The sequence below is a fragment of the Pantoea sp. Cr_R13 genome, from assembly GCF_029222565.1.
GTDB classification, from domain to species: domain Bacteria; phylum Pseudomonadota; class Gammaproteobacteria; order Enterobacterales; family Enterobacteriaceae; genus Pantoea; species Pantoea eucalypti.
On the sequence record NZ_JARHXL010000013.1, the window covers coordinates 438,851 to 460,058 of the forward strand.

15 protein-coding genes and 1 tRNA gene are annotated in these 21,208 nt (G+C 54.1%); 12 read left to right on the forward strand and 4 right to left on the reverse strand.

Features of this window, described 5'->3' with window-relative positions:
* Positions 1-11 precede the first annotated feature (11 nt).
* The 3 genes from P2R09_RS09690 to P2R09_RS09700 all read right to left on the reverse strand — a co-directional run bounded on the left by P2R09_RS09690 (position 12) and on the right by P2R09_RS09700 (position 3,872).
* Positions 12-2,525, reverse strand: coding sequence for a fimbria/pilus outer membrane usher protein (locus P2R09_RS09690; RefSeq protein WP_275769106.1), 2,514 nt, complete (start codon positions 2,523-2,525; stop codon positions 12-14).
* A gap of 15 nt (positions 2,526-2,540) precedes the next feature.
* Positions 2,541-3,317, reverse strand: coding sequence for a fimbria/pilus periplasmic chaperone (locus P2R09_RS09695; protein WP_275769108.1), 777 nt, complete (start codon positions 3,315-3,317; stop codon positions 2,541-2,543).
* Between the two features lie 219 nt (positions 3,318-3,536).
* On the reverse strand, positions 3,537-3,872 hold the full coding sequence (locus P2R09_RS09700) for a hypothetical protein (RefSeq protein ID WP_275769110.1): 336 nt from the start codon (positions 3,870-3,872) through the stop codon (positions 3,537-3,539).
* 585 nt (positions 3,873-4,457) lie between these two features.
* On the opposite strand from P2R09_RS09700, the gene P2R09_RS09705 reads away from it, so the two are divergent.
* The gene (locus P2R09_RS09705) at positions 4,458-5,240 is read left to right on the forward strand and encodes a winged helix-turn-helix domain-containing protein (RefSeq protein ID WP_275769112.1); all 783 of its coding nucleotides are present in this window, start codon (positions 4,458-4,460) and stop codon (positions 5,238-5,240) included.
* A 1-nt stretch (position 5,241) separates the two neighbouring features.
* Positions 5,242-5,736 carry a hypothetical protein gene (locus P2R09_RS09710; RefSeq protein WP_275769114.1) on the forward strand — a complete coding sequence of 165 codons (495 nt, stop codon included), beginning with the start codon at positions 5,242-5,244 and terminating at the stop codon, positions 5,734-5,736.
* A gap of 298 nt (positions 5,737-6,034) precedes the next feature.
* Here P2R09_RS09710 and P2R09_RS09715 read toward each other — a convergent pair.
* A tRNA-Asn gene (locus P2R09_RS09715) sits at positions 6,035-6,110 on the reverse strand.
* Positions 6,111-6,616: 506 nt separating this feature from the next.
* Here P2R09_RS09715 and P2R09_RS09720 point away from each other — a divergent pair.
* The 10 genes from P2R09_RS09720 to P2R09_RS09765 all read left to right on the forward strand — a co-directional run bounded on the left by P2R09_RS09720 (position 6,617) and on the right by P2R09_RS09765 (position 21,199).
* The gene (locus tag P2R09_RS09720; RefSeq protein ID WP_003852592.1) at positions 6,617-7,540 is read left to right on the forward strand and encodes a sugar ABC transporter substrate-binding protein; all 924 of its coding nucleotides are present in this window, start codon (positions 6,617-6,619) and stop codon (positions 7,538-7,540) included.
* Positions 7,541-7,572: 32 nt separating this feature from the next.
* Positions 7,573-9,057 (forward strand): sugar ABC transporter ATP-binding protein, encoded by a 1,485-nt coding sequence (locus P2R09_RS09725; protein WP_275769117.1) that lies wholly within the window; start codon positions 7,573-7,575, stop codon positions 9,055-9,057.
* A 23-nt stretch (positions 9,058-9,080) separates the two neighbouring features.
* The gene (locus P2R09_RS09730) at positions 9,081-10,106 is read left to right on the forward strand and encodes an ABC transporter permease (protein ID WP_275770668.1); all 1,026 of its coding nucleotides are present in this window, start codon (positions 9,081-9,083) and stop codon (positions 10,104-10,106) included.
* Positions 10,107-10,558: 452 nt separating this feature from the next.
* Positions 10,559-11,476 carry a nitrogen assimilation transcriptional regulator NAC gene (gene nac, locus P2R09_RS09735; protein ID WP_275769120.1) on the forward strand — a complete coding sequence of 306 codons (918 nt, stop codon included), beginning with the start codon at positions 10,559-10,561 and terminating at the stop codon, positions 11,474-11,476.
* Positions 11,477-13,033: 1,557 nt separating this feature from the next.
* The gene (cbl, locus tag P2R09_RS09740; RefSeq protein ID WP_275769123.1) at positions 13,034-13,993 is read left to right on the forward strand and encodes an HTH-type transcriptional regulator Cbl; all 960 of its coding nucleotides are present in this window, start codon (positions 13,034-13,036) and stop codon (positions 13,991-13,993) included.
* A 158-nt stretch (positions 13,994-14,151) separates the two neighbouring features.
* A complete protein-coding gene (locus P2R09_RS09745) occupies positions 14,152-15,609 on the forward strand; it encodes an NAD-dependent succinate-semialdehyde dehydrogenase (RefSeq protein WP_275769126.1) in 1,458 nt (485 codons plus the stop codon).
* 445 nt (positions 15,610-16,054) lie between these two features.
* Entirely contained in the window at positions 16,055-17,524 is a 1,470-nt protein-coding gene (locus tag P2R09_RS09750; RefSeq protein WP_275769128.1) for an aldehyde dehydrogenase family protein, read from the forward strand.
* Positions 17,525-17,552: 28 nt separating this feature from the next.
* Positions 17,553-18,221 carry a haloacid dehalogenase type II gene (locus P2R09_RS09755; RefSeq protein ID WP_003852370.1) on the forward strand — a complete coding sequence of 223 codons (669 nt, stop codon included), beginning with the start codon at positions 17,553-17,555 and terminating at the stop codon, positions 18,219-18,221.
* A gap of 10 nt (positions 18,222-18,231) precedes the next feature.
* On the forward strand, positions 18,232-19,509 hold the full coding sequence (locus tag P2R09_RS09760) for an FAD-binding oxidoreductase (protein ID WP_275769134.1): 1,278 nt from the start codon (positions 18,232-18,234) through the stop codon (positions 19,507-19,509).
* An 82-nt stretch (positions 19,510-19,591) separates the two neighbouring features.
* Entirely contained in the window at positions 19,592-21,199 is a 1,608-nt protein-coding gene (locus P2R09_RS09765) for an ABC transporter substrate-binding protein (RefSeq protein ID WP_275769136.1), read from the forward strand.
* The last annotated feature ends 9 nt before the right edge of the window (positions 21,200-21,208 follow it).

Here is a 21,208-nt window from a genome sequence, read left to right on the forward strand (position 1 = left end):
GGTAACTGCTTTCAGCGACAAACTGCCTCTGACAGATACAGCCCTGCTGGCCCTGGTTTTTCCGGCAGACGGTAATCAGCCCGGCACTGTTGCTTCTCTCCCCATCTCGCCATCAGGGCACCTTTTCCGTTCAGTCCGGACAGATACACCTGTCCGGCTTCACCGGTAATGCCACTGCCTGATGACGCCTGGTTTTCCGGGGTAACCAGTGCCCCAAAAGGTACCGGTTTACCGTCCGGACGTATCAGTGTCACCAGCGCCCGCCCGCCAATATGAGTAATAAAGGTGGCCGGGATAACCGCGCCTTGTGTCGGCACTACCGTCACGTCCGTCTGTTTTATTTCTGCATCAGCCGAAAGACGAGCAGGGTCCAGGCTGACAATATTCTTCCGGTAAGGCTGCAGGCCTGACTGTGTGGTGTAGCCACGAAAATCGGTTTTCACTCCCGGCCAGCCTCCAACAGCCACTCCGGACGCACCCGGCGCTTCCACCAGTGCCACGGTATCGTTCAGCGTCTGCCCTGCGGTGACACCACTGCGGGTAATCACGATGCCGCCTGACGCATCCAGTCCTGTCTGCCGGTAAGACGGACTGTAGCCGTAACGGCCATTCAGCTGACCGTAGCCCCCGCTCCAGCCAAGGTTCAGGTCGCTGTCGTTGCGGTCTCCGCTCACCGCCCCCGAACGTTGACGCTGGTTCACATTCCACTGCAACTGGCGGTCATACGCCTGACCACTGAGCCCCACCTGCTGTGTATTGCCGCCGGATGAAGGCGACGTCATCTGATAGGTCGCCCGGGTTGCCCCACCAGGCCAGCGGTCCAGTGGAATACTGACCATCATGTTAACCAGCCGGTTATCCTGCCATTTACTGCCGCTGTTCCGGTTACGGTTCTGCGTCGCATTCAGCGACAGGGAAACGCCGCGTATACTGACGCCATAGCCGGCACTGAACGACTCTGTACTCCCTTGCCCGTTGCCGTAACTGTTGCGAGAACCGCTCAGGCTGAGACTCCCCAATCCGCCCAATGACTGACTGAGCGTCAGGGTTGTCTCAAACCGGCGTTGTGCGTCACTGCCGGCTGGGTTTCCCTGCCGATAGCTGTCCATTACCTCAGACAGCGTGCTGAAACCGGATGCGTCATAGCGGGTATGGGACAGATCAAGCGAGGTGTTGGTTACCTCAACGCGCTTGCTGTAGCGCAGCCGTCCGTATCCTCCCGTTTCACTTTCACGCTCTTTCTTCTGCCCACGACCGTGGGTCCCATCCAGAGATACCGCGCCCCACGACCCGAGCAACATACCCAGCCCCGCAGTCGTCGCCTGATAGCGCTCCGCGCCCTGCAAACCGCCGTATAAGGTCAGGCTCCACGGCAGGCCATACATAACAGTGGCCTGTGCAACCAGTGGCGAATCAACCGTGTTATCTGATGCCCGATACTGCCCGGCCATCAGGTTGTACACGCTGTGGCCGTCCTGCAGCGCAATCGCCGGCGTCTGATAAGGGACGCTGAACTCCTGAGTAGTGCCGTCGGCTTCCCATACGGTAACCTGCAAATCCCCACCCGAGCCGCCAGCGGCAAAGTCACTCAGGGCAAACGGGCCGGGCGCTACCGTGGCGTTGTAAACCGTGTAGCCATTCTGCTTCACTTCTATCCGGGCCTGAGTGCGGGCAATACCGCGCACCACGGGTGAAAAAGTCCGCTGCGAAGAGGGCAGCATATTTTCATCCGAACCCAGCATCACACCGCGAAAAGGTACGCTGTCAAAAATTTCCGACGGCGTGAAACGCTCTCCCAGCGTCAGCCGGCTTTGCATGTCATACAGGCCCCGATCAAGATAGGTATAAGGCGTCTGCCAGCGGCCGGTCTGTCCGCGGCTCTTCTGCCACGTCGTCGAATTACGTAATCGCCATGGTCCCCAGTTAGCGCCGGGCTCCAGCTGCAGGTACTGCGATTCATTGACATTTCTACTCCCGACCCGGGATTCCACATGGCTGGTACCGGTCCGGTAATTCATCAGAATCGCCGGAACTCCCTCATCCCACAGCTCTCGGGGAGAAATGCCCTTTACTTCAGGGCGCAGTGCTATCTGCGGAACGCTCAGCACCAGCTGCTGCGCCCCGAAATTAAAATCAGCTCTGGCATGCGGAATAACGCGGATGTCAGCACAATCTTTGTCTGCGTCCGGGCCTTTGCCGGACAATGCCGGATAGTCTTCCGTCTTTATGCCGTAACGTAAAAGCTGCTTCCTGCTCAGGCAGGGCTGCAAAACAGGCATGCCCCGGGAATCTTCCTGCTGAACAAAAACCACTTCACGGGAATCCACCTGCTCACCATTGAGCAACACGTCAACCAGATAGGTTCCTGGAAGCTGCCCGCCCTGGTTAAACAGAGCGATATCCGCATCACTGACACCACCACTCAACTGTGAAGCATCAAATTCCCAGGTCCGGGCCATCACCGGCATTGAAAACAGCCCGGCAGATACCACGATGGTCACCACAGAAAACCGAAAGTATTTCATTATCCAGGCGCCTTATTAGTGCAACGGCGACTGAAACGTGCGGCTCTCTCCACCTTCATCAGTGATAACCGTCCACTTCACCTGACCGGCAGCGCCTTTTGGCAGGATAAAGCTGCGGGAAGAATGCGGAGCGACATATTCCCTATCCGGGATATTCATCTCCCCCACGCTGAGTGAAGACAAATTCATATAAAATGCGGAAGGGTTAGTTACCGTCAGCTTATCGCCCTGGCGTTGCCACTTAAGCGCGGATACGGCATCCATCATCGTTTCTCTCACGCCGGACGGGCGCACCAGCAGCTTAATGCAGCTGTTTGCGCTGACTTCCATGTTCAGCGTGACTGCTGTGGGCTTTAACGGTGTCCCTTTCTCATCCTGAGCCCAGACATCACTATCTTTAGGCGGAATACCGGTCACGCAAAGCCAGTGCAGCGTTTCACGGTCACCGGCCATTTGACCGCCGGTACGAATAATTCGCAGACGGCTCTGCTGCTGCGCATCCAGACGGAAAACTGGCGGGGTGACAATAAAAGGCGCAGGTGTTTTTTTATCTTCCGCAAACACTTTCCCCTGCACCAGAATGGGGTAAGTCTGCGCATTGGTGACGGATAAAGACGCTCCACTGGAGTCCGGGTTATATATCACTCGTGAAGCACCCAGTTTGACCTCGAATACTTTGGTATTGGTGACCGTCTTCAGTTCCTGCGCAAAAGCCGGAGTAGCGCCATTACTGATTAATATCGCGGCGGCCAGTACAGCCCTATAAGTTTTTTTATTACAAAGTAAATACATAACACATCCCTATCAGAGAATAATTATTCCTGACTAAACGTAATCGTAAAATACCCTTGTTAATTTTTAGGCAAACGTAAAATTAACAAAGAAATTCATTTAAAAAATACACGGCCAGATTTTTAAGAAGAGTAAAGCTTCAGATAAAAAGCGGCACAGGTAGTTAGTGAGCCGGATGATCCACAGGTGGATAGGGCAGTCGTGCAATAATGTTGAAATTCAGGTGTCATATTCAGTAATCCGCTGGTGTGTTTCCGGGTTATTTATAATTCCCATAAAGCATATTGAAGCAATTACCAGGTCATTGCTTTTATTGCTCCCTTCAATGAGAGTAAAGCTGGTTTTAAAACCTGCCTTATGCTTTATCTCAAACGTGCGACAAGGTAATAAAAACTGTCGTAAAACTTCGTTGCGCCCGGTGTTGGCCGGTTTACAACGGTGTATATTGTCGGGCGAAATCGCCGCATTGCCGTTATTTATTACAGTGATGTTTTGTGCGGAATCACTGCTGATAATCGAAGTAAACTTCGGTTTATCAGGCTGGGTGATAGCCACTGTGCCATCTCCATTCAATACATTGACTCCGATCTAAAGCGCATCACTTCACATTCATCTGGATGGCGCGGATTCAGGTACATCTATAATCACCGAGCTGAAGCAAGATGCGTACCCACCTTAACCCTCGACACTGGCCGGGACTTGCCACCTCAAGATGGAAGCAATGTTATACAGGAAAAATCAATAACAGAATGTAATTCGAATTTATCCATATTTTTAGTTTAATATTCTATTTTTTGTTTATTTGTTAGCTTAAACAGTCGCAGATTGTTGCAAACTGCCCACTACCTGACATCCGGAGGAGAGTTTAAAAGAGCATCTCCTGCCGTGAATCTGGCTGAATCAACGTAATTCCCTCCTGACAGCGGAAGGTTCAACTGTGCGAACTTACTCATACTTTCGTTAGCACCGGCGTTCCGATATCAGGACAATGATTTCCCTGAAACAGAGTCACTGGCTATCAACGCGTTCCCGTGCTTTTTATTCGCTTGTTTTAAAAATGCTACGTGCTAAAAGGGTTTAACTGTATTATGTTGTAAGATAAATCTGAGATTGAATTTATTTAATCGGGGGGATGTGAAGGTGTTGTATACCATTGATGGTTCAATAGTGTTTAATACGGATGACAGTACTCTCCGACATATACCGACGAAAGAGACCGTTCAGATTAATCTGCCTTCGGCGCGATTACTGGCACTCATCCTTGATTCTAATGGCGACATTCTGACAAGAGAATATTTGATTATTGAAGTCTGGGATAAACATAATCTCAGAGGGTCAAATGCAAATTTAACGCAATACCTGAGTATAATGAGACGTGCATTATCCGCATTTGGATGTAATGAAATTGTCATTACCATTCCTAAGATCGGCATTAAGTTAAATACTCATCATTCTGTCGTTAAATCCCCTTCCTTAGACGTAAACCAGTCATCCCCACCGGCTCATTTACCTAAGGTATCATCAAACAAACCGGTGTCTTTTCTTTCATGGAAAGTCATTGTTCTGTACCTTTGTATCTTTTCACCCGTTTTTATTGCAACAGCGGTGTTAGTCTTTAAAAAAAATACGTCTTCATTGGATGACATTAACATTTACCTAAAATCAGATTTTCTTGCAGAAGGGTGTGAGGTGGTTTTTGTTAAGGACCTTAATGAAAATAAGATGAAGGCAGTAAAAAGTAAAATCACTGCTCTTTTAGCAGAAAATAATTTAGTCTGTGATAAAAATAAAAAAATATATTTTGATAACTATACGTCTTTTTCGCCAAAAGATTATGGCCGCACATTAATTTCGTATTGCAAGCTTGGAAAAGAGAGGAATGTAACGAGTTGCAATAATTTCTTCCATATTAACGGGAATTAATATGATGTTTCCAAACGTGAGAGTTCTGATAGCTATTTCAACTGTCTGTACGGCAATTCTCCTGGGTTTTATAATTTCTGGGCCTGAAAATAAATTAATATTGCCACTGAGATGTTACTCTTTTACCCACTACGATCTGGGTGGTGAGGGAGAGACACTTAAGTTTAATGTTGCCCAGGATCTCAGACTATACAAGGACGGAACCGGATATTTTTTACTGAATGGACGGGTGTTAATCAATAATGAGGAAAAAAATTTAGGAAGAACCCTCATACTGACCAGGGGAGAAGTAAGAGGCAGTAATACAGCGCATTATTCTATAAGCCGCACCATTATATCTCCCACTGACAATACAGATAATCCAACCTTTGAGAAGCTGTTAGCTGAATTTACCGGCGACCCGGAAACTTTACAACTTGATGTGATTAATGTCGGACATCATACTTTTATGATGGGAAGTCCACTTTCGTTTGTCTTTACCTGCGTGGTTTTTTAACTGATTGCATGAAAGCTCGAAGAACCTTTGCACTAAAGAAAGAACCAGGCACTGGCGCCATTTTCTCTGACAGGCAGCAAAGGGAAAGGATGACGGAAAGGCGCAGCACAAATGCTAAACCGCTTCCTGGCTAATATCAGTGGGGCTCGATAGACGCGCTGTCTACAGGGCCGCCTGAGTAGCGTCCACGGCACATCGTTATTTGATGGTTCAAATCTGAACCTGTCAGTGATTCGCCGACCTTTAACACAAAAGCAAAAAGCCCGCTCAGGTTTCCCTGAGCGGGCTTTTCTAATTCTGGCTCCTCTGACTGGACTCGAACCAGTGACATACGGATTAACAGTCCGCCGTTCTACCGACTGAACTACAGAGGAATCGCTTGAACGGGGCGAATATTAGCGGCGTAGATCCTGCTTGTCAAAGCCCTGTTTACTGATTTGCGTTCAGATGCTCGTAAAAGCAGCGGATTGGCGGTTTTTAGTCACTTCTGATGGATTTTCAAACTGCCAACAGGATCTCACTTTGCTGGCATTTCTCAGTAGATGTTAGATGCATGTCAAAGTTTTGTTATTTGCCGATGTTAAAACAAGCGTTTCAGTGCTTTTATGATAAAAATTTCAAAACGAGATCATATGGAACAAATGAACTGCTTATCATCACGGTCGTCATCATCGACCAGAAGTGAAACGGCATTTTGAAACTAACTGTTTGCAGATCAAGTGATTGTGAAAAGGAGTGGTCGATCACAAAAATAGCCAGAACCTGAAGTCTTACCTCAAATTTTCCGAAACAGACGCCAGATAGGCTGGGTGAATGTAAAAGATATTTTTCATTCGTGGTCCACAGCCACTGAGCAAGTTAACAAATAAGAAGGGTCCCTATGAACATTAAAAAAACGATTGTCGCCTCACTGTTAGCCTGCATGTTACCTGCCGCAGTTATGGCAAAAGATATCTCAGTGGGCGTCTCTATGGCGCTGTTTGATGACAACTTCCTGACCATTCTGCGTACCTCAATGCAGAAAGAGATGCAGAAAGATGGCGTCAAAGGGCAGGTTGAGGATGCAAAAGGCGACGTTTCACAGCAGCTGCAGCAGGTACAAAACTTTATCGGTCAGGGTGTTGATGCGCTGATCGTTAACCCGGTCGATACCAACGCGGTGAAACCGATAATGGATCAGGCGAGCAAAGCAGGTATTCCGCTGATCTTCGTAAACCGCCGCCCCGGGGCTGAACTGACCGGAAAAATGGCTTATGTCGGTTCCGATTCAGAGCTGGCCGGACGCTTACAGATGGAAGCGCTGGCGAAGGCGATGAACGGCAAAGGCAACGTCGCCATCCTGATGGGTGACCTGGCAAACGAAGCGACCCGCGACCGTACTAAAGGCGTGGAAGAAGTCGCAGCTAAATTCCCGGGCATCAAAATCGTTCAGAAACAGACCGCCAAATTTACCCGTAACGATGCAGTGGATGTGGTCAGTAACTGGATGACTGCCGGTGATCAGATCAATGCCATCGCCTCGAATAACGATGAAATGGCGATTGGTGCGCTGCAGGCGCTGGGTAAAAACCCGGACAAAATCCTGATCGCGGGTGTCGATGGCACACCGGATGCACTGCAGATGCTGAAGCAGGGCAAGATGGTCGCCACAGTATTCCAGGATGCGCAGGGCCAGGGTGAAGGTGCGGTGCAGACGGCAATCAAACTGGTGAAAGGTGAGAAAGTCCAGAAAATCATCAACATCCCTTACCAGCTGATTACCAAAGAAAACATGGAACAGTTTACCAACCGTAACCTGAAATAATCGTTCCCGACCCAGCTGTACGGAGGTGATGTATGAACGCGTTTGCGCTTGAAGCCGAAGGCATCAGCAAGTTCTTCCCCGGCGTTAAAGCCCTCGACAACGTCTCGTTGCGGGTGCGTCCGGGAACGGTACATGCCTTGATGGGCGAAAATGGCGCGGGCAAATCCACTTTAATGAAGTGCCTTATCGGGATGTACCGTCCCGATAAGGGCACCATCAAAATTAAAGGGGAGCCGGTGCAGTTTCAGGACACCATGGACGCGTTGCGTTCCGGCATTTCGATGATTCACCAGGAACTCAATCTGGTGCCCTATATGACCGTCGCTGAGAATATCTGGCTGGGTCGTGAGCCAATGAAGTTTGGTTTTGTCGATCACGCCCGGCTGAATCAGAAGACGCAGGAGCTGCTCAACCGGCTGAATATCCGCCTGAAAGCGGAGAGCATGGTGGGCGAGCTGAGCATTGCGTCGCAGCAGATGGTCGAGATTGCCAAAGCGGTCTCCTGGGATTCAGATATCGTCATCATGGATGAGCCCACCTCCGCGCTCACCGAAACGGAAGTGGCGCACCTGTTTACCATCATTCGTGATCTGCGGGAGCAGGGCAAAGCAATCATCTACATCAGTCACAAGATGGATGAAATTTTTAACATCACTGATGAAGTCAGTATTTTCCGCGACGGCGCCTGGATTGCCAGCGATCAGACGGCGAAATATACCCGTCAGTCGCTGATTACGCAGATGGTGGGACGTGAACTGACCCAGCTGTTCCCGAAATTTAACAGCGCCATCGGAGAAGATGTCCTGACGGTGCGCAATCTCACCTGCAAAGATCGTTTCACCGATGTCAGTTTCAACGTCCGCAGGGGCGAAATTCTCGGCGTCGCCGGACTGGTGGGTGCCGGTCGCAGCGAGGTGATGGAGAGTCTGTTCGGCATGGAGAGCTTCGACAGCGGCGAGATCTTAATTGATGGCGTGCCGGTGACGATCGACTCACCTTCCACGGCGATTGAAAAGGGCATGGCATTTCTGACCGAAGATCGCAAAAAGTCCGGGCTGTTTCTGGTGCTGTCGGTGATGGAGAACATGAGCATCGTCAACATGCCGGAGTACAGCGGTAAAAGCGGGTTTGTCAGCCATGTGAAGATGGCGCAGGACTGCATGGACCAGATCCGTCGCCTGAATATCAAAACACCGACCATGGATCAGATCATCAATAACCTCAGCGGCGGTAATCAGCAGAAAGTCCTGATTGCCCGCTGGCTGCTGGCGCAACCGAAGATTCTGATTCTGGACGAACCGACGCGCGGCATTGATGTCGGCGCTAAAGCGGAGATTTACCGCTTAATCAGTGAACTTGCCAACCGTGGCGTGGCTATCATCATGGTCTCCTCTGAACTGCCGGAAATCCTTGGCATGAGCGACCGGGTGATGGTGATGCACGGCGGGCGTATAACCGGCATCCTCGATAAAGAAGAAGCCGATCAGGAAACCATTCTGTCGTTGGCATCCGAGTGAGGCGCGAGACCACTATGAGCAATATGAAAGCTACTGCTACCCCGGCAGCCCCGCAGCAACCCTCTTTTTTCGCCAGCCTGCGTCATAAATTGCCGAAAGATACCGGCATTTTTGTGGTGATGGTGGGGATTGCGTTAATTTTTGAAATGTTTGGCTGGTACGTGCGTGACCAGTCTTTCCTGCTCAACACCAACCGTCTGATCCTGATTGTCCTGCAGGTGGCGATTATCGGGATTATCGCCGTTGGCGTGACCCAGGTCATCATTACCACCGGTATCGATCTCTCCTCCGGTTCGGTGATTGCCCTGGCGGCGGTGGTTGCCGCGAGCCTGGCGCAGACGTCTGACAGTCTGTCACCGATGTATCCCTCGCTGGTGAATATGCCTGCGGTGATCCCTATCGCGGCCGGTATTGGCGTCGGTTTACTGGCGGGCATCGTCAACGGTGTACTTATTACCCGCACCGGGATTCCACCGTTTATTGCCACACTGGGCATGATGGTATCGGCACGCGGTCTGGCGCAGTATTACACCCAGGGTAACCCAATCAGCTTCCTGTCCGACGGTTTTACCTCAATTGGTCAGGGTGCAATGCCGGTGGTGATTTTCCTGGTGGTGGCGCTTCTGTTCCACATCGCCCTGAAACATACCCGCTACGGTAAATATGTTTACGCCATCGGCGGCAACATGACCTCGGCGAAAGTCTCCGGTATCAACGTTAATAAGTATCTGATCATCGTCTACACCATTGCCGGTGCACTCTCTGGCCTGGCGGGTGTGGTCCTGGCGGCGCGTGTCAGCAGCGGTCAGTCAAGCATGGGGATGTCATACGAGCTGGACGCGATTGCCGCAGCCGTGATCGGCGGCAGCAGCCTGATGGGCGGCGTGGGCCGTATCACCGGCACGTTAATTGGCGCAGTCATTCTCGGCCTGATTAAAAGTGGATTCACCTTTGTTGGCGTCGATGCCTATATTCAGGACATCATCAAAGGGATCATCATCGTGGCGGCGGTCTCAATCGATATGCACCGTAACCGCAAAAAACGTTAATCAGCAGGCGTTGCCCTCTTCTGCATGCGGGAGAGGGCAATGTGTACTTTTTTCTCCCTGTTCGTCAGCGATAAGAATTCCTGCTGATAGCGTTTACATTTATACCCTGCGCTTTACCGCTACGCTTCAGGTCCTGCAAGCGTTCATCAGGTGCAACGCGTTTCCACTGCACTAAAACTGTACAGTCTGTCATCACTTTTATGCACGTCTGACTCGCGGCGTCTGCACTGTCACAGTGCGCCCGGGATCCTTACCCACGATGATTACGCATTCCTGATCCTTATTAACCCTTAAGAGGTAATCAGAAACGCTTATTTTCCGGGCCGTTAGGAAAAATCTGGCTGGACACTGGCTGCAGCTCTTTAAACCTGGCCTGCATCTTGCAAAATCTCTGTTATCAGGGCGATTGGATCAGACCCATTTCGCTATTCGGGGTGAGTGACGGAGGCAAGATGAATTTAAGACGACTAAAGTACTTTGTTAAAATCGTCGATATCGGCAGTCTGACGCAGGCAGCAGAAGTGCTGCACATCGCACAGCCTGCACTCAGTCAGCAGGTCGCGACACTGGAGAATGAACTGGATCAGCAATTACTGATTCGCACCAAGCGCGGCGTTACGCCAACGGAAGCCGGTAAGATTCTCTATGGCCATGCGCGTACCATTCTGCGCCAGTGCGAGCAGGCCCAGACAGCGGTCATCAACGCCGGTCAGGTGCTGAGCGGTCAGGTGTCGATTGGACTGGCACCCGGCACTGCGGCATCCTCGCTGACCATGCCGCTGCTGCAAACCGTACGCGATCAATTTCCGGAAGTACTGGTCTACCTGCACGAAAACAGTGGCAGCGTGCTGAACGAGAAGGTGATGAGCGGTCAACTGGATATGGCGGTGCTGTACGATCGCGCACCCACTGCCGGAATTAACAGTATGCCGCTGATGAAAGAGGATCTCTTCCTGGTAGGCGCCACTGATTATCCCGGTGTCAGCGTCGATCTGGCCGATGTGGCACAGATGAGCCTGTTTTTACCACGCGACTACAGCGCCGTGCGCAAGCGGGTTGATGAGGCATTTTCACTGCGTCGCCTGAGCGCGCGCATCATTGGAGAGATCGAATCAATTTCTACTCTGACCGCAGCGATTTCCAGTGGGCTGGGTGTGACCGTATTACCTGAATCCGCTGCCCGTGCGCTGGTGGGATCAACGGATGCCTGGATGTCGCGCATTAACAGTCCATCTTTGAGTCTGCCGCTGTCGCTGAACATTTCCGCCCGTTTGCCGCTGTCGCCATCCGCTCAGGCGGTGAAGAATATCCTGCTGTCGCTGCTGAACAAGCCGCTGACTGAGGAGCGGGAGTTGATGTTAGTGGGGTAGGGGCGCTTGCAGCGGGCGGGTTCGGAATCGATCTCGCTTAGCAGCGGGCCGGGTATTGAGCTGATTACGCCTGGCAGCGGGGCGGGTCTCGCTTTGCTGCACCTTCATAATGAGAAGGTTACGTTGCGCGGTGCCTGCCCACTGAGCGGGTTACGCCCGCCAGGCTGTGGGGAGTTTCAGTTTGCCCGTGCAGGCGGACGCGTCAAGGGGCGTACGCCCGCCCCTTAACAATCCCGGCGTCCGGCAGCCTGCGCGCCCCGCTTTGCGGGGTGCCTTCGTCACGCCCTGCGGTCCGCGGACCGTCCGGACGCGCCATCCCTGGCTCGTTCCGTCCTTTCGCCGACGTCCTGTCGGCTCCTCCTGGCCTCCGGTTGTTCCTCAGCGCTTCGGATGCCTCTGTTAAACCCCCGCCGGTGGGTTTCCTGCCCGGTGGGGGATTCAGGCCGCTGAAAGCGGGGGAAGGGCTGCACTGGTCTCGCTTAGCAGCGGGCCAGGTATTGAGCTGATTACGCCTGGCAGCGGTCCGGGTCTCGCTTTGCTGCACCTTCATAATGAGAAGATTACGTTGCGCGGTGCCTGCCCACTGAGCGGGTTACGCCCGCCAGGCGGTGGGGAGTTTCAGATTGCCCGTGCAGGCGGACGCGTCAAGGGGCGAACGCCCGCCCCTTAACAATCCCGGCGTCCGGCAGCCTGCGCGCCCCGCGTTGCGGGGTGCCTTCGTCACGCCCTGCGGCCCGCGGACCGTCCGGACGCGCCATCCCTGGCGCGTTCCGTCCTTTCGCCGACGTCCTGTCGGCTCATCCTGGCCTCCGGTTGTTCCTCAGCGCTTCGGATGCCTCTAGTAAATCCCCGCCTGTAATATCCTGGTTTTTATCGGACATAGCGTTGTGTGGTGGTTTGAAAGCCAAAGCTGCTTTCGAAAAACTACCAGCGACAATGAACCCACATTAAAAAGAAGAGACAACAGTGGATAGGGTGAAGGACCACTCTTCCTGCCAGGAAGAGAGCCACAGATAATTTTTCCGACTTACAGCGATGACGTACCCAACTCAAAAAGAAGAGATAAAAGTGGGGAAGGAGGCCGTCAGAGCCGCTGAGCGGATGAGGGATTTCAGGACGAGCGGCAGGGATGCCGCGAAGAGGCGGGCTCGCGCCAGGGATGGCGCGTCCCGCCGGTCCGTAAGAAATCCGGAAGAAGCGAAGGGACCGCGAAGCGGCGGTGAAGCAGGCCGGAGCCCGGGGTCAAGGGGGCGCGGCGACTGGCGCCCCCTTGTTGGTCGCCTGCAGAGGCGTAACTGAAACTGCCCAACCCGCCAGGCGAACGAAACACTCTCATAGCCCGTTCGCGCAGCGAATACCCCCAGCACCTGCGTGCACCCCAGCCCGTTCGCGCAGCGAACACCCCCCAGCACCTGCGTGCACCTCAGCCCATTCGCGCAGCGAACACTCCCACCCTTTATTCCCTAAAGTCATAAAGCCAAATTTTTAAGTATTTCCAGTTATCAATAATTGTTCTTACCATCAAAGAATCAGATTATGTAAAGGGAGGTAAATATCGTGAATTTCCAGCAGCTTAAAATCATCCGCGAGGCGGCCCGCTGTGAGTTTAATTTGACGGAAGTCGCTAATACGCTCTTTACCTCCCAGTCGGGTGTGAGCCGCCATATTCGCGATCTGGAAGATGAGCTGGGCGTGGAGATCTTTATCCGTCGTGGTAAGCGCCTGCTGGGCATGACCGAACCGGGAAAAGCACTGCTGACAATTGCCGAACGCATTCTGGATGAAGCAGGAAAGGTAAGACGACTGGCTGATGTTTTTACCAATGAAACCAGTGGCATCCTGACTATCGCCACCACCCATACTCAGGCGCGTTATAGCCTGCCGAAAGTGATTAAAGCGTTCCGTCAGCTTTATCCCAACGTCCGTCTTGAGTTGAATCAGGGATCGCCACAGGAAATCGTCACCATGCTGCTGGCGGGTGAAGCGGATATCGGTATCGCCAGTGAAATGCTGGTGAATAACAGCAGTCTGGCGGCATTCCCCTGGTTCAGCTGGCATCACGCCTTGCTGGTGCCGAAAGGACATGAGCTGGTACAGAACCAGCCGGTCTCACTGAGCACGCTCAGCCGCTATCCTCTCATCACGTATCGACAGGGCATTACCGGACGTTCGCGGGTTGACCGTGCTTTCCAGACGGCGGGCCTGAAACCGGATATCGTGCTCAGCGCCCAGGACTCAGACGTAGTCAAAACCTACGTAAAACTCGGTCTGGGTGTCGGGATCCTGGCCGACCAGGCGTGTGAAACCGAAGAGAATGAAGAGCTGGAACGCCTGGATGCCACGCATCTGTTTGATGCCAGCACCGTATGGCTCGGCCTCAAACGCGGTCAGCTGCAGCGTAATTACGTCTGGCAGTTCCTGGAACTCTGCAACGCCAACCTGTCACTGGAAGAGATCAAACGTCAGGCGCTCTCCTACAGCAACGACGATGAACCGGTTATCGACTTCCAGATTTAAAGCGCGCGCATCCAGCCGGATGCGCAACTGTTTATGCACGGCATAAAATTTCAAAACAGCGCGAAAAACTATTTCATTCACCTTTCTCACCACGCACAACAACATCCTGCGCTGACCCGGCACGATAAAGTGGAATCAGCTGACCACAAGGGGATGTTATGTCGCGATTAAAACTTACCGATAGCGATCTGCTGCGCCAGCAGGCGCTGTTTGCCGGACGCTGGCAGGATGCGCATCAGGGCGCCACGCTGCCGGTTACCGATCCCGCTACGGGCGAAACGCTGGCCACCATTCCGGCGCTGGGCCGCACGGAGACGGAGCAGGCGATAGCCTATGCAGAAACGGTGCGCATCAGCTGGGGCAAAACCACCAACGCCAGCCGTGCCGCACTGCTGGAAAAATGGCATCAACTGATTGTTGAACATGCGGATGACCTGGCGATCATCATGACCGCTGAGCAGGGTAAGCCGCTGGCAGAAGCCCGGGGCGAGGTGCTCTACGGCGCCAGTTTTGTGAAATGGTTCGCTGAAGAGGCGCGCCGAATCTATGGCGACACCATTCCTGCACCCAGCGAGGACCGCCGCATCCTGGTGCTGAAACAGCCTGTCGGGGTGGCTGCGGCTATTACGCCGTGGAACTTCCCGATTGCGATGATCACCCGCAAGGTTGCTCCAGCGTTAGCCGCCGGATGCCCGATTATCGTTAAACCTTCGGAGCTGACACCGCTCTCGGCGCTGGCCCTGGCCGTGCTGGCAGAGCGCGCCGGATTCCCGTCTGGCGTGTTGCAGGTACTGACCGGGCTGCCCATGGAGATTGGTGCGGCGCTGACTGAAAGTCGCACGGTGCGCAAAATTTCGTTTACCGGCTCTACCCGAATCGGCCAGTTGCTGATGCAACAGAGCGCCAACAGCATAAAACGCCTGAGTCTGGAGCTGGGCGGCAACGCGCCGCTCATCGTGTTTGATGATGCAGATATTGAAATTGCGGTCGCCGGCGTCATGCTCAGCAAGTTCCGCAACGCCGGTCAAACCTGCGTTTGTGCTAACCGTATTCTGGTGCAGCGAAGTATCTATCCGCGCTTTACCGCACGACTGCTGGAGGCTGTTGCCACCCTGAAAGTGGGCGATGGCTTTGCGCCAGACAGCACCATAGGCCCGCTAATCAACAGCCGCGCCGTCGAGAAAGTGAACGGTCATATTGATGATGCGCTCAGTCACGGGGCAACGCTGCTGACCGGCGGCATCAGCCAGGGGAACGGCACGTTTGTGCAGCCCACGGTGCTCGGTGAGGTCACGTCCAGTATGCGTATCGCCCATGAAGAGACGTTCGGTCCGGTCGCGCCGCTGTTTATCTTTGATGATGAAGAGGAGGCGATTGCGATGGCGAATGACACGCCTTACGGCCTGGGTGCCTATTTCTTTACCGAGAATATCCGGCGAGCCTGGCGGGTGGCGGAAGCGCTGGAGTTTGGCATGGTCGGCTTTAATACCGGCGCTATTTCCCTGGAGGTTGCGCCATTTGGCGGCGTCAAACTTTCCGGTATAGGGCGTGAAGGGTCCCGCTACGGAATTGATGAATATCTGGAACAGAAAACATTTCACATTGGCAGTTTGTAATTAAATATTAAGAGAACGCCAGCCGGATCATCCGGCTGGCGTTTTTTTTGCCTGATGCGCAGCCTGAATTCTTCGGCGTCAAATAATAGTCTTTAAAAATTTAAAGAATTTATCCGGGATGTGAGGCACGTCGGTAAACGGTGAGTCAGGAATCGAAGAATGAGCAGCCTGGTCACTAATATCCGCTTTGGTGCAATTTCCGTGCAGGTTGCACCAGCAGGGCGCATAAATTTTGTGAAGTAAATCATCTGTTTAATTGTTCGGCAATTCCGCAAAAAATCCCCCGGCAATACGGCAGAAAATTTTTTTGCGCTGTTTTAAACGCATTTTTATTTTTTGCCCGGCTGGCATACTTTCTGCATTAGCTTATTAACGCCACAGAAATCGGCCAGTGAAAACGCTAATAAATCAGCAACTGATGGGTGTAACAAATAAGGATTTTTCCATGTTAAGTTTCGACCCTGAAAAAGTTTCTCTTCCGGCTGGCCATTATATTGGCGGCCAGCACTGCCAGAGCCAGGGCGCATCATTTGAGGTAAAACGTCCCTCGGATGGCAGGGTCTATGCCACGCTGCAGGACGCGACGCCGCAGGATGTTGATCGCGCTGTCACTGTTGCGCATCAGGTGCTGAAAACCAGCGGCTGGTCCGGCTGTCCGCCGCGCGAACGCGGTCGCGTGTTACGCCGCTGGGCCGATCTGATTGAGCAGGACACGCTGCTGGCTCAGCTGGAAGCACTGGGTTCGACCCGCCCAATCAGCGACGTTGTGCTGCATGAAATTCCGTTCACCGCCGAAGCGATTCGCTTCTATGCCGAATGCGCCGACAAATACAGCGGTGACCTCTTTCCAACCCGTGACAGCAGTCTCGGCATGCTGATTGCTGAACCTTATGGTGTCATCGCCGCGATTACCCCGTGGAATTTTCCGCTGTCGATGGCGTCGTGGAAATGCGGACCGGCGCTGGCGGCGGGTAACGCCGTGGTGCTAAAACCCTCTGAACTGACCCCGTTTTCAACCGTGCGTATGGCTGAACTGGCGATCCAAGCGGGCTTACCGGCGGGCGTGCTGAATATTGTTCAGGGCAGTGGCGCGGTGACCGGCAGCGCGCTGGTGACCCATCCGCTGGTGCGCAAAGTCTCCTTTACCGGCTCGACCGTGACCGGAAAACGCATCATGAGCGATGCCGCGCAGCACGGTATGAAACCCGTGACACTGGAGCTGGGCGGCAAGAGTCCGCAACTGGTATTCGATGACGCGGGTGACCTTGAGGTACTGGCTCAGCGCATTCTGCGCGGCTTTACCGCCAACGGCGGGCAGGCTTGCGTGGCGGGCACCCGTCTTATCGTACAACGCAATATCGCCGATCCGCTGGTTGAGCGGCTGGCCCAGCTCTGCCGCGAACTTAAACCGGGCGTCACGTGGCAGGAAGAGAGCCGTTATGCGCCGCTGATCGACGAACGCCAGGGCAACAAAGTCTGCTCGGTCATTGAGGCAGCAAAAGCGCAGGGCGCAGAAGTGCTGGTGGGCGGAGAGCGTTTTGCCGACACCGACAATGGCTGGTTCTGGCAGCCCACGCTGCTGAGCCACGTGGCGCAGGATAACCCGGCAGTGCAGCAGGAGATTTTTGGTCCGGTGCTGACAGTCCAGACGTTTGACGACGAAGAGCAGGGGCTGGCGATGGCCGCCCATGACACCTATGGCCTTTGTGCCGGCGTGCACACGCTGAGCCTGCCTCGTGCCATGCGGGCGATGCGTGCCATAGAGGCGGGCACCGTCTGGATTAACCGCTATGGGCGCTCCGGCGACTTCATTATTCCAACCGGTGGCTTCCTGGGTTCTGGCATTGGTAAAGATTTAGGGCGTCAGGCGTTTCAGGCCTGCCAGCGCCAGAAAAGTGTACTCATCGATTTCTAAGCGCAACTGACAATGACGAGGGTGTTACATGGCACTGTTTAAACCGAAATTCATCACGTTTGACTGTTACGGCACGCTGATTCGCTTCGATATGGCTGGCGCGGCGGAGCGTTGTTTCAGCGACCGCGTCGACCCGGATGCAATGCATGCCTTTACCACCGACTTTTCCAGCTACCGGCTGGATGAGGTGCTCGGCGCATGGAAACCCTATTACGACGTGGTCAGTAATGCGATTCAGCGCACCTGCAAAAAGTGGGGCGTGACGTGGAGCAAAGCCGACAGCGACTTTATCTACACTGACTGCGCCAGCTGGGGACCGCATCCTGATGTGCCCGCCGGGCTGGCAAAAGTGGCTAAGGAGTTTCCGCTGGTGCTGCTGACCAATTCGATGAAAGACCTGATCCCACACCATGAGCCGCGTCTGGGTGCACCCATCTACCTGACCATCACCGCTGAAGAAGCGGGCGCATATAAACCCCAGATGAAAGGTTTCGAGTACATGCTGGATAAGCTTGGCTGCGGCCCGGAGGAGATTCTCCATGTCTCCTCCAGCTTCCGTTATGACCTGATGACCGCCTACGATCTCGGCATCAAAAACAAGGTCTGGGTCAACCGCGGCCATGAACCGGCGAATCCGTACTACCAGTACACCGAAATCAAAGATATCGGCGGCCTGCCTGGCGTCGTCGGACTCTGAGGAACACCCCATGAAACTGGAATCGTTCTGGCAGGCCACCGCTCCCGCCTTTACCGGCGCCGCCCGCGAACCGCTGCCCGCACAGGCGGACGTGGTAGTGATTGGTGGCGGCTTCACCGGCGTCTCGGCGGCGCTTAACCTGGCGCACAGCGGCATCAGTGTGGTGCTGCTGGAGAGTGGTGATGTGATGAGCCAGGCTTCGGCGCGTAACGGCGGCCACTGCAACACCGGTGTAGCGCAGAACTTCGCCTCGCTGGTGGCAAGTCAGGGTCTGGAACAGGCCAGCCGCTTCTATCGGGCGTTCGACGATGCGGTGAGCTATGTCCAGCAACTGATCCAGGATGAAGCCATCGACTGTGACTTCCGGCTGTGCGGCAAGCTTAAGCTCGCCAGCAAAGCGTCGCATGTGGCCGGACTGCGGGAGGCGTATGAACTGATGCGTCGCACCGTGGACCCGGAGATCGAACTGCTCGACAAAACGGCGGTGCGCGACGAGATCGCCAGCGACGATTTCCACGGCGGCCTGCTGCAGAAACGGGGCGGTCAAATGCACATGGGTAAGTTTGGCGTCGGGCTGGCTGAAGCCGCTGCACGAAGCGGGGCGAAGATTTTTCCGCATCACGCGGTAACGAAGTTAGAGCGACTCAAAGGCTATCAGCACCGGATACACACGGCGCAGGGCACCATTGTGGCGGATAAAGTCCTGATGGCGACCGGCTGCTCCAACGTCGGTCCTTTCCCCTGGTTTCAGCGCCGCATTGTGCCGGTCGGCAGCTTTATTGTGGTGACCGAATCGCTGGACCCGGCGCTGCTGCGCCAGGTGCTGCCCAACAATCGGACTTACGTCACCTCGCTGAATATCGGCAACTACTTTCGCACGACTGCTGACAGTCGTCTGGTGTTTGGCGGCCGTGCCCGGTTTGCCGTCAGCAACCCGACATCCGATTCGCGCAGCGGCGAGATTCTGCGCCGCGCCATGACGCAGATGCTGCCGCAGTTGGGACAGGCAGAGGTGGATTACTGCTGGGGTGGCATGGTTGACATGACCGCCGACCGTCTGCCGCACGCGGGTGAACAGGATGGCCTGTTCTATTCGCTGGGCTACAGCGGTCACGGCACGCAGATGTCGGTGTGGATGGGGCGGGTGATGGCCGATCTGCTGACCGAAAAGCGCACTGAAAATCCCTGGCAGCGCGACACATGGCCCGCGCTGCCCGGTTATCACGGCAAGCCATGGTTTTTACCGCTCGCAGGACTCTATTACAAAGCAAAGGATCGCCTTTCATAACGTCCCGTCGGGTGCTGGCCGCCAGGTCACCAGCACCGCCAGAACATCATTCCCGGTTCGCCTGACTATTGAGGGTAGAGAGATGAGTAAATTTGATAATAACGATGCTGATGCGGTAAATCCGGCACTGACGCGCATGATCACTGAAGGCTCACTGTCACGTCGCAGCCTGATGAAAATCCTCTCCGCGGGAGCGGCGATGAGCAGCGGCCTGATCGGTTTTTCAAGGGAAGCACTGGCGGATGACAAGCCGGTTCAGGGCGGAAAACTGCGGGCAGCGATGTCGAATGCGTCAGCCACCGACACGCTCGATCCTGCCAAAAGTAACAACAGTGCGGATTACACCCGTCAGTTTATGTTCTACAGCGGCCTGACCGAACTGGATAAAAACCTGATGGCGAAACCGGCGCTGGCCGAATCGATTGAATCCAGCGACGGCATCACCTGGCATATCAAACTGCGTAAAGGGGTGACCTTTCACGATGGCAAACCGCTGACCGCGAAAGATGTGATCTTCTCGCTCAGCCGCCACAAAGATCCTGCCATCGCCTCTATCGCTTTTAAGCTGGCCGATCAGTTTAAATCGTTCAGTGCGGTGAATGACAATGAGGTGCAGCTGGAGCTCAACAGTGCCAACTTCGATGTCCCTTACATGCTGGCAACGCCACCGTTTTTAATTGTGAAGGATGGCACCACCGATTTCAGCAAAGGCATCGGCACCGGTCCCTTTGTCTGCAAAACGTTTATGCCGGGGACGCGCACCATCGGCACGAAAAATCCCAACTACTACAAGCCCGGACTGCCCCATCTGGATGAGGTGGAATTGATTGGTGTCACCGACGGTGCGGCACGCGTCAATGCCCTGATGTCGGGCGATCTGCAGATAGTGTCGACACTGACCGCCGCTGACTGCAAGCGCCTTAAAGGCAGCAATGAATTTGGTGTGCTGGAGAGTAAATCGGGCATGTATACCAACCTGATCATCCGCACCGACGTGAAGCCAGGTAACAACGAAGATTTCGTGCTGGCAATGAAATACCTGCAGCCGCGCGAAATGCTGGTGAAAACGGTACTGCAGGGATACGGCGACGTCAGTAATGACACCCCGGTTCCGCCGTGGCATCCGCTTTACAACGCCGACCTCAAGCCGCGCCCGCTCGACGTTGAAAAAGCGAAATTTCATATTAAAAAGGCAGGCATGACAGGCTCCACGGTAGAGATCATCACTACGCCGAATATTGAAGGCGCGAACGAAGGCGGACAGCTGATTCAACAGATGGCGCGTGGGGCGGGCCTCAATGTAAAAGTACGCCGCGTGCCCTACGACGGTTACTGGTCTTCGCACTGGATGAAAGATCCGATCGGATATGGCTCGATAAACCCGCGTCCAACGCTCGATATGCTCTTTTCTCAGTTCTACCTCTCTACGGCCCCGAACAACGAATCGGGCTGGAAAAATCCCCAGTTTGATCAGCTGGTGGTCGCCGCACGCGGTGAGCGCGATCAGGCAAAACGCAAGCAGATGTATGGCGACATGCAGGCCCTGATCTATGACCACTGCGGCACGATTATCCCCACCTTTATCAGCTCCACCGATGGTTATAACAGGAAGGTTAAAGGGGTAGAGGCCTGGCCGTCGGGCATGATGATGGGTTATCGCTTCCATGAGTTTGCCTGGCTGACCGCCTGATCCCCGCCT

Coding starts and splice junctions, on each gene's coding strand:
- P2R09_RS09720 (WP_003852592.1), top strand. CDS start 6,617: ATGAACATTAAAAAAACGATTGTCGCCTCACTGTTAGCCTGCATGTTA.
- P2R09_RS09710 (WP_275769114.1), top strand. CDS start 5,242: ATGATGTTTCCAAACGTGAGAGTTCTGATAGCTATTTCAACTGTCTGT.
- P2R09_RS09745 (WP_275769126.1), top strand. CDS start 14,152: ATGTCGCGATTAAAACTTACCGATAGCGATCTGCTGCGCCAGCAGGCG.
- P2R09_RS09750 (WP_275769128.1), top strand. CDS start 16,055: ATGTTAAGTTTCGACCCTGAAAAAGTTTCTCTTCCGGCTGGCCATTAT.
- P2R09_RS09730 (WP_275770668.1), top strand. CDS start 9,081: ATGAAAGCTACTGCTACCCCGGCAGCCCCGCAGCAACCCTCTTTTTTC.
- P2R09_RS09695 (WP_275769108.1), bottom strand. CDS start 3,317: ATGTATTTACTTTGTAATAAAAAAACTTATAGGGCTGTACTGGCCGCC.
- nac (WP_275769120.1), top strand. CDS start 10,559: ATGAATTTAAGACGACTAAAGTACTTTGTTAAAATCGTCGATATCGGC.
- P2R09_RS09765 (WP_275769136.1), top strand. CDS start 19,592: ATGAGTAAATTTGATAATAACGATGCTGATGCGGTAAATCCGGCACTG.
- P2R09_RS09690 (WP_275769106.1), bottom strand. CDS start 2,525: ATGAAATACTTTCGGTTTTCTGTGGTGACCATCGTGGTATCTGCCGGG.
- P2R09_RS09760 (WP_275769134.1), top strand. CDS start 18,232: ATGAAACTGGAATCGTTCTGGCAGGCCACCGCTCCCGCCTTTACCGGC.
- P2R09_RS09725 (WP_275769117.1), top strand. CDS start 7,573: ATGAACGCGTTTGCGCTTGAAGCCGAAGGCATCAGCAAGTTCTTCCCC.
- P2R09_RS09755 (WP_003852370.1), top strand. CDS start 17,553: ATGGCACTGTTTAAACCGAAATTCATCACGTTTGACTGTTACGGCACG.